This is a genomic window from Candidatus Nitrosotenuis uzonensis, assembly GCF_000723185.1.
Taxonomy (GTDB): Archaea; Thermoproteota; Nitrososphaeria; order Nitrososphaerales; family Nitrosopumilaceae; genus Nitrosotenuis; species Nitrosotenuis uzonensis.
In genome coordinates this window covers 63223-72157 of sequence record NZ_CBTY010000001.1, presented here as the reverse complement: position 1 = coordinate 72157, position 8935 = coordinate 63223, and the positions used below count along the sequence as shown (strand labels likewise).

At 47.2% G+C, this 8935-nt stretch carries 10 protein-coding genes; 9 read left to right on the top strand and 1 reads right to left on the bottom strand.

Features of this window, described 5'->3' with window-relative positions:
- The first annotated feature begins 114 nt into the window (after nt 1-114).
- The 3 genes from NITUZ_RS00440 to NITUZ_RS00430 all read left to right on the top strand — a co-directional run bounded on the left by NITUZ_RS00440 (nt 115) and on the right by NITUZ_RS00430 (nt 2260).
- Nucleotides 115-492 carry a hypothetical protein gene (locus NITUZ_RS00440; RefSeq protein ID WP_048194076.1) on the top strand — a complete coding sequence of 126 codons (378 nt, stop codon included), beginning with the start codon at nt 115-117 and terminating at the stop codon, nt 490-492.
- Between the two features lie 45 nt (nt 493-537).
- A complete protein-coding gene (locus NITUZ_RS09905) occupies nt 538-747 on the top strand; it encodes a hypothetical protein (RefSeq protein ID WP_048194075.1) in 210 nt (69 codons plus the stop codon).
- 70 nt (nt 748-817) lie between these two features.
- Nucleotides 818-2260 (top strand): menaquinone biosynthesis decarboxylase, encoded by a 1443-nt coding sequence (locus NITUZ_RS00430; protein ID WP_048194073.1) that lies wholly within the window; start codon nt 818-820, stop codon nt 2258-2260.
- Here NITUZ_RS00430 and mqnC read toward each other — a convergent pair.
- On the bottom strand, nt 2257-3375 hold the full coding sequence (gene mqnC, locus NITUZ_RS00425) for a cyclic dehypoxanthinyl futalosine synthase (protein WP_048194071.1): 1119 nt from the start codon (nt 3373-3375) through the stop codon (nt 2257-2259). The genes NITUZ_RS00430 and mqnC overlap by 4 nt on opposite strands.
- Nucleotides 3376-3485: 110 nt before the next feature.
- On the opposite strand from mqnC, the gene NITUZ_RS00420 reads away from it, so the two are divergent.
- From NITUZ_RS00420 to aroA, 6 genes are read left to right on the top strand one after another with little or no spacing between them, the layout of a single operon-like run.
- Nucleotides 3486-4274, top strand: coding sequence for a 2-amino-3,7-dideoxy-D-threo-hept-6-ulosonate synthase (locus tag NITUZ_RS00420; protein ID WP_048194069.1), 789 nt, complete (start codon nt 3486-3488; stop codon nt 4272-4274).
- A complete protein-coding gene (locus NITUZ_RS00415; protein ID WP_048194063.1) occupies nt 4261-5313 on the top strand; it encodes a 3-dehydroquinate synthase II domain-containing protein in 1053 nt (350 codons plus the stop codon). The genes NITUZ_RS00420 and NITUZ_RS00415 overlap by 14 nt, the downstream gene beginning before the upstream one ends.
- Nucleotides 5313-5981, top strand: a complete 669-nt coding sequence (aroD, locus tag NITUZ_RS00410) for a type I 3-dehydroquinate dehydratase (RefSeq protein ID WP_048194061.1) — start codon at nt 5313-5315, stop codon at nt 5979-5981. The genes NITUZ_RS00415 and aroD overlap by 1 nt, the downstream gene beginning before the upstream one ends.
- Nucleotide 5982: 1 nt before the next feature.
- The gene (aroE, locus tag NITUZ_RS00405) at nt 5983-6804 is read left to right on the top strand and encodes a shikimate dehydrogenase (RefSeq protein WP_048194059.1); all 822 of its coding nucleotides are present in this window, start codon (nt 5983-5985) and stop codon (nt 6802-6804) included.
- Nucleotides 6805-7656 carry a shikimate kinase gene (locus tag NITUZ_RS00400; protein ID WP_048194057.1) on the top strand — a complete coding sequence of 284 codons (852 nt, stop codon included), beginning with the start codon at nt 6805-6807 and terminating at the stop codon, nt 7654-7656. It abuts the gene before it with no gap.
- Entirely contained in the window at nt 7646-8914 is a 1269-nt protein-coding gene (aroA, locus tag NITUZ_RS00395; RefSeq protein ID WP_048194055.1) for a 3-phosphoshikimate 1-carboxyvinyltransferase, read from the top strand. The genes NITUZ_RS00400 and aroA overlap by 11 nt, the downstream gene beginning before the upstream one ends.
- The last annotated feature ends 21 nt before the right edge of the window (nt 8915-8935 follow it).

Genomic DNA, 8935 nt, shown 5'->3' with positions numbered 1-8935 from the left:
GTGGGTTTAGCAGACATTCAGTGTACGTCAATGGCGCGGCTTTATTTAGATTTGGGTAAATATCGGATTTGCGAGCGGATCAAATTTAATAGACGCAACGATGTACCATACCCAATGGATGACTTTGAAAAAGAATATCCCGGGTTTGACTGGAAAAACACTCCTGCGTACAAGCATCCTGGTGGTAAGGATTGCCCGTGCCCAAAACACGAATACATCAGAGAGCAGATCAACTTTGCAAGGACTGTAAACCAGACAAGCAAGGAGGCTGCCAAAGTCACACTCAAGTTCTGCCCTGAGCACTACAAGGTATACATGGAAGAGGTCATTCCGGCAATGCCGCTCAAGTACAAGATTCTCACAAAGATTGCATTAAAGCTTGGAGCAATACAGCTTGAAAAGCTCACACATATGCAATCGGATCTTTGCTTTTACTGCAAATTCGGTTCTGGCGGACATGGAAAAAAGAGCGAGCTGCCGCCCATACAATAGTTAGATAGGCCCAATTAGGATTTTTGGTTTGTTAGGGGTATCGTGATGACATTTTTTGCCGCATACTGGACAGACCTTTCGGTCCAAAAATATGCACTGGCAGATGTGCGTTTTCAGATAGCTTTCCGCACCCTTGGAATATTCTCCCGTCCCATTGCAAAATGGACACTGTGTACCCAAAAGCTCAATGGCGCCTTTGCCTTTGCAAAGAACGCACTTTTCTGCGCTCAACCAGATCTGATCTGGTCTTGGTGATTAAAATCCCTTCGCCTTGCGTTTGTAAAAACTTGTCAAGCTTTATACAATATCGGAACAAAGGGCGCATGTGCCAATAGAGGACACGTCCGAATTTGTCTTGGCCCTGGAAAACGCCGGCGAGCTAAAGAGGGTAAAAACACAGGTAGACTCTGAGCTTGAAGTTGCCGAGATATTGCGACGAGTGATGTACTCTAATGGGCCGGCCGTTTTGTTTGAGAATGTAAAAGGATTTGATATACCTATTTTAGGAAATGCGTTCGGTTCTGTCAAAAGACTGCAGATAGGCCTTGGCATGGAAAATTTTGAGGAGATTGGCCAGAGGATTGTAGAGATGACAAAAATGGACATACCGTCTGGAATCTTGGGAAAGCTCAAAAAGCTGCCTGAGCTCTCAAAGATGGGAGAAATATTTCCAAAGCTGGAAGATGATGGCCCTGTCACAGAAGTGGTTGAAAAGTCACCGTCGTTCTCAAGCCTCCCGATTCTAAAGACATGGCACAAGGATGCTGGTCGATTTATCACACTAGGGCTTGTTGCAACAAGGCACCCGGATACTGGAGTGAGGAATCTTGGCGTATACAGGATGCAGATACTTGATGAGACGCATGCGCTGATGCACTGGCAAAAGCACAAGCGCGGAGCTCACCACCACGACATACAAAAGGAAAAAGGCGGCAAGATAGAGGCCGCGGTCATCATTGGTGCTGATCCTGCAACGGTATTTTCTGCAATCGCTCCTGTACCGGAGGGGCTTGACAAGTATTTGTTTGCAGGCATTACTCGAAAGAAGGGAATAAGGACGGTAAAGTGCAGGACAGTAGACCTTGAGGTTCCTGCAAACGCCGAGATCGTTCTTGAAGGTTATGTGGATCCCTCAGATATCAGGGGCGAGGGTCCGTTTGGCGACCATACAGGATACTACACTCCTGTAGAGCCATATCCTACCTTCATACTGACTGGAATTATGAGGAGGAAAAAACCCATCTATGTCACTACTGTTGTAGGCAAGCCTGTTCTGGAGGACGCGTACGTAGGCAAGGTAATAGAAAGATCGTTTTTGCCGCTCATCAGGATGTTCCATCCTGAAGTGGTGGACTTTGCAATGCCTGCGTCAGGGTGGTTCCAGGGCATGGCAATCATATCAATTAAGAAGCGCTATCCGGGCCAGGCAAAGAAGGTGATGATGGGCCTGTGGGGCACAGGTCAGCTGGCACTCACAAAGATCTTCATAGTGGTGGACGAGGATATCAACGTGCATGATATCAACGACGTAATATGGGCAATTACTACAAGGATGGATGCTGCGCGCGATGTCACAATCATAAACAATACGCCAACTGACACGCTGGATCCCGCATCACCTCTTGTTAATCTGGGCTCCAAGTTGGGAATAGATGCTACGCAGAAAACAGCTGAGGAGGGATTTGCAAGGGAGATTCAAGAAAAGGTCATGGTTGACGATGGTACAAAACATCTTGTGGATTCCAGATGGAAAGAGTACGGCATCTAGTGCATGCGCACGGTGTTGTAAAAGTTGTCGCGCTCTTCGACTGAATAGCCAATCTGATGTATTGCATCAATTATCTTTTTTCCGGTAAGCTCAGTTGAGCGCGCGCCAGTGCAGGAGACGACCTCCTCGCCAATGAGCGTGCCGCCAAAGTCGTCGGCTCCGTATTGTAATGCGACCTGCGCCATGCCGACGCCGTTTGTAAGCCATGATGATTGGATGTGGTTTATCATCCCATCAAATACAAGGCGTGATATTGCAATCATCTTTAGTAGCTGCATTCCGCCTACGCCGTACATTACAAGGTTTTCTTTTTGCATCAAGGTGTTGTTAGGCTCAAAGCTCCACGGTATGAACGCCATGAATCCGCCGGTCTTTTCCTGCAGTTTGGCAATTTTCTCAAAGTGAGACGATATGTCAGATGCCGTTTCGACATGGCCGTACATCATTGTTGCAGATGCAGGAAGCCCCATGGTGTGTGCTTCTTCCATGATTCTGAGCCAGTCATCGCTGGAGATTTTCTTTGGGCTTATGATGTCCTTGACGGTATCGACTAGGATTTCGGCGCCAGCTCCTGGAATTGACTGCAGTCCTGCAGACTTGAGTCTTGATAGCACTTCTTTTGTAGATGTCTTTTCGATTCGCGATATCATATCTATCTCAGATGGTGAGAGGCCGTGAACTCCAATGTGCGGATATTTTTTTCTGATCATTGAGAATGCATCCTCATAGTATTCGATTCCAAGGTTCGGATTATGCCCCCCTTGGATGAGGACCTGTCTTATCTGGAACATCTCCCATGCAGTTCTAACGCGTGCCTCTATCTGCTCAAGCGATAGCGTGTATGCATCGTTGTGCCCCGGAGGTCTGTAGAATGCACAGAATTTGCAGTCTGTGACGCAGACGTTTGTGTAATTTAGAATTATGTTGTTTACAAAGGAGGCCTTTTTGCCAAAGCGCTTTCTTGTTATGTGTCCTGCGACAAGCCCCATCAGGTGCACGTCATCGGATTTGAGTAGCCTGAGTATGTCGTTGCCGGACGGGCGCGTTCCGGAGATTGATTTTTCCAAAATATCGCCAATATCGCTGGTGTGCATCTGCTCAGTGATTTGGCTCAAACTGTGTGTGATGGTCTTTGCATGTTATTTAATTCTTGAGCGTTCTGCTGCAGATAGAGCAAAGTTTTTGGCACGTTATTTTTAATTAGGGCGCCGCGGCGAGATCCGACATGGTCAGTGGCCTTGAGATAAGAATGAGTCGGATTTTGCGCAAAGGCAAGATGTTGTGCATTCCGATGGATCATGGAATCTCAAGCGGGCCGATTGAGGGTCTTGAGAATCCTGCATCGATAATATCAAGATGCGAGACTCACGGCCTTACAAGTGTGATAATTAACAAGGGAATAATCAAGTCGTTGCCAAGACCTACAAGGGTCGGAATTTTGGCGCATTTTTCTGCAAGCACATCACTATCTATGTCACCTAATAGGAAGATGCTCACAGGCAGTGCGGAAGAGGCTTTGCGTCTTGGAGCAGACGGAGTGTCGCTGCACATCAACGTGGGTGGAAAGGAGGAGCCAGAGATGCTAGAGCAGCTTGGCAGGATCTCCGAGCAGTGTCATAACCTAAACGTGCCGCTGCTTGCCATGATGTATCCAAGAGGAGAGAACATCAAGAACCCGCATGACCCGGAAATTGTAGGACATGTTGCAAGAATAGGGGCAGAGCTTGGAGCAGATATTGTAAAGACGCTGTACACCGGGGATGTGGATTCTTTTGCCAAGGTAGTCAAGTCAATACCAGTACCAGTGGTAATTGCTGGCGGCCCGAAGGCAAAGACTGATGCTGACATTTTACAGATGACAGAAGATGCTATGAAGGCAGGTGCCAAGGGGGTCACCTACGGCCGCAACATCTTTGCGCACAAGAGTCCCGAGAAGATGGTCGGAGCTCTTGCTGCCATAATATTTGGAAAGGAATCAGCAAAGGAAGCAGAAAAAAGACTTGGAAAAAAATAAGCATCTTGTAATTCTGCCAAAGGTTTCAAAGGCAGCACTTGCAAAGTTTCTGATTTCACTGGAAAGGGAAGGAATCAAGACAGTGTATGCAGACCCAAAAACATTAGGCAGATCAAAGATGGCTTCTATGTATCCATCTCCTGCTGCCAAGATGGTTGTGCTCGAAAAGGACGTCTCAAGGCCAAAGGGAAAAAAGGTCGGCAAGCGCTTCAAAGTGCTATCAAATACTGACATAGAGGGAATTTTTACGGAGGCAAAGAAAGGCCTAGACTTTGTTATTATAGAGGTAAAGGACTGGAAGATAATTCCGCTTGAGAACATAATTGCCAAGCTTCACAAGATGCACACTGAGATCTTTGCAATGGCAAGGACGCCTGAGGAGGTAAGAAAGATGTTCTCGATTCTTGAAGTCGGAGTGGATGGAGTGATTTATGAGGCAAGCTCTGTTGCAGGTGTCAAAGAGGCCATGACGTACCTTGGCAGCAGCAGCTTTGAGCTAGGACAGGCAAAGATAATTGACATCAAGGCAGTCGGCGATGGTGAGCGAGTTTGCGTCGACACTGCATCCATGTTGCACCGAGGAGAAGGGATGCTGATTGGGAGTAGGTCAAACTTTTTGTTTTTGGTTCACAACGAGTCTGTCGGTTCCTCATTTACATCGCCAAGACCGTTCAGAGTGAATGCCGGCGCGGTGCACTGCTATACGCTATCTCCTGATGGCACTACCAAATATCTTTCCGAGCTGGAGACAGGTGCAGAGGTCATAATTGTTGATTCAAAGGGAAATGCAAGGAGGGCAACTGTGGGCCGCTCAAAGATAGAGAGAAGACCAATGCTGATGATAAAGGCACAGATAGGAGACGAGATAGGCGGAATAATAGCACAGGATGCTGAGACCATCAGGTTTGTCAGGCCCGGAGGCCACCTTGTTTCAGTAACACACCTCAAAAAGGGTGACACGGTGCTAGTCTATGCAAAATCAGCTACCGGGAGGCACTTTGGCATGGAAGTATCTGACGAGTATATTTTGGAAAAGTGATGGCGTTCAAAACGTGCGCCACGGTTGCCGAAAGTACGCCAAGGCGCGTTCTAGCTGTTGTCTCCGATGCGCTCAAAAAATCAGATTATGTAGAGATACGCTTTGATTTTCTAAAGCCGGAAAAAGTTCCGGAGGCTCTGCATCTTGTGAGAAGATACCTTGGAAGGTGCGTGTGCACGCTCAGGTCAAAGAGCGAAGGAGGCAGATTTGAGGGAAGTGAAGAGGAAAGAATATCCATTTTGAAGTTGATTGCAGAATACGGTCCGTATCTTCTTGATGTAGAGTTTTCCACCATATCAAAGAACATGCGCCTGAGGAATTATATCAGAATGACCGGATCTGAGATACTAGTATCATGGCACGACTTTGGCGGAACACCAAGGCACTCAAAACTGCAGCGAATGTTGCGCAAAATGCGCAAATTCTCAAGGAATGTAAAGATTGTCACCACTGCCAACACAGTTGCAGATACGGTGTCTGTAATGTCGCTGTACAGGCAAAAGGACGTCAACCTTATTGCGTTTGCCATGGGCAGCGCCGGGCAGATATCCAGAATCTTGTGCATGCAGTTTGGAAGCCCGTACACATATGTCTCGCTTGGCAGGCCGGTGGCACCGGGCCAGATGAGCCTAGCACAAGTTAAATCAATGTTAAGACCGAAAAAATAAGATGACAAAGACGTACGCGGTTATAGGTGATCCGATAGATCACTCGCTTTCTCCTAGCATACACAACGCAGCGTTCAGGGCACTTGGTATGGACTGCACATACATAGCATATAGGATTCCGAGAGGGGAGCTGAGGGAAGGTATTGACTCGCTAAGACAAATAAAGATTGCAGGATTTAATGTGACGATTCCACACAAGGTGGAGATGATAAAGTACCTTGAGGAGGCATCCGAAGAGTGCAAGGTTATTGGGGCCACCAATACGGTCTCAAACGAGGGCGGCAAGTTGGTCGGTTACAATACTGATATGGACGGATTTTTAGAGCCAATCAAAAAAAGAAGTATTCCTATTTCAGGCGCAAGCGTGCTTCTTTTGGGAGCAGGCGGCGCTGCAAGAGCAATTGTTGCAGGATTTGCAAAGGAGGGGGCAGGCAAGATAGTGATTGCAAACAGGACACAACAAAGAGGCCAGGAACTTGCAAGGTTTGCATCAGGACTTGGGCTTGATGTAGAATGTACCACGCTTGAGCAGGCAGGCAAGGATGCAGGAAAACACAGATTCATAGTGAATGCTACTGCAGTAGGCCTTAGGGGCGAGCCAAGTCCCATATCTACAAAAACTATAGGTCCTGAGTGCATAGTTTATGATATCATCTACATGCCAATGAATACGGACTTGATTGCTCAGAGCAAGAAAAATTCTGCCACCGTAATTTATGGATATGAGATGCTTTTAGGACAGGCTGCCATAGCATTTGAGATATGGCACAAAACCAAGGCACCATATGATGCGATGAGAAAGGCGTTGCTTGGAGGATTTTAGATGCAGGCAAAGGCAACAGTGTTTGGGGCGATTTCAATAGTGAATGCAATTGCTACAGGGAGAGGGGCAACGCTAGGCATAGACTCAATGGTGGAGGCAACTGTGAGTGCATATGATGGAAGGGGAATACACCTGCAGGCAGACAGCAGTAGTATGAGCACAAAGCTGGTAAACAAGGTGGTGGAAATGTCTGTGCCAAAAAAGGAGCTGGAAAAAAACAGAATAGAGATACTGCTCAGATCACAGATTCCGACCGGGTACGGGTTGAAAAGCTCTAGTGCCATTTCTTCTGCAATCTCGCTTGCGTGCCACAAGATGTTCAGGCCAAGATACACTGATACGCAGGTGCTTCTTACCGGTGTGGAGGCATCGATTGCGACAAGGGTAAGCATGACTGGCGCATACGATGATGCATGTGCGTGCTATTACGGAGGAACTGTTGTAACTGATAATTACAAAAGAAAGATAATCAGGATGGAAAGGACGCCGGTCAACCTTGCGGTTGTAGTGTTTGTTCCAAGATCAAGGAAGCGAGGAAATATCAAGCAGCTAAAAATGCTTGGCGGGGTATTCCAGAGGGCATGGGACTTTGCAAGGGAGGGTCACTACTGGAACGCCATGGTGCTAAACGGACTTGCCGGCTCTACGATACTTAACTCAGATCCTCGAACAGTAGCAAAAATAATAGAGGCCGGAGCACTTGGCGTTTCCGTGTCAGGAAACGGCCCTGCAATAGCTGCGGTGGCAAAAAAGGAAAGGATTAATCGTGTCAAGAAAGCGTTTGCAGGACTTGAGGGCAGGACCCTTATTGCGCAGGTAAACAACAAGAAGGCTAGCGTCCATGAACTGTAAGGTAGAAAGATCAACTCTCACAGGCTCAATAGGTTGCCCGCCCAACAAGAGTTATACACACCGCGCCATATTCTTAGCATCTCTTGTAGATGGCAAGAGCATTATCAAGAACGTACTAAAATCAAGGGACACGGTTGCCACAATGAATATTTGCAAGAGCTTTGGGGCGCAGATTCAGGAGGCTGGGAGAAATCTGAAGATCAGGGGCATTGAGGAGTTTGATGATGCAGACCTTCTTGTGGATGCGTCAAATTCTGGAACTACCATAAGGATTGCTGCAGCAATTGCCTCGCTTAGGGACGCAAAGACTACACTTACTGGAGATGAATCCCTAAAGAAAAGACCGATGAAGCCGCTACTTGATGCGCTTGAGGCACTGGGGGCAAAATGCACATCAAATGATGGCAAGCCTCCTGTAACAGTGGTTGGCAGGGCAAGGGGTGGAAGTATAACCATACCAGGAGATATATCAAGCCAGTTCATATCGGCCCTGTTCATTGCAGCGCCAAAGATGGAAAATGGCCTCACAGTAAACATCAGCACTGAGCTTGTCTCAAAGCCGTATCTTGATGCGACCATATCGAGTATGAAAAAATTTGGTGTCACGGTCCAAGTAATAGAGCCATATAGAAAATACCAAATAGCGCCCCAGGAATACAAACATGCCACAGTCAGCATCCCGTCGGATTTCTCAAGCATTGCATTGCTGCTATCTGCGGCCGTACTGGTAGGAAGGGACCTTACAATAAACGCATCGATAGGAGACCTCTCACAGGGTGATGAGGCAATAATAGACATACTGGGCAAGATGGGAGTGGATGTATCGCTGCACAAGAACACAATAAAGGTCAGGGCCCCAGAAAAATTGCTTGGCGGAAGATTTGATCTTTCAAATACGCCGGATCTTCTTCCGCCTCTTTCCATACTTTGTCTCAAATGTCAGGCACCGCTTGAGATCTATAACGTACGACATGCAAGGTTCAAAGAAACCGACAGGATTGCCATCATAGCGCGTGAGCTCAGAAAGATAGGAGTGAGCGTCAAGGAAAATGATGATGGATTGGTGATGAGTCCACCGGAAAAAACAAGCGGGGCGCATCTTGATTCAGAGGATGACCACAGGCTCTTCATGGCATTTTGCATTGCTGCAATGTATGTAGGAGACTGTACCGTATCGGATCCCGAGTCAGTGGACGTCTCGTATCCGACTTTTGTGGACGATATGATTGGTGTCGGCGCAAAGATTACTTTTGCATAAAAGGGTTATATGCATCAGATT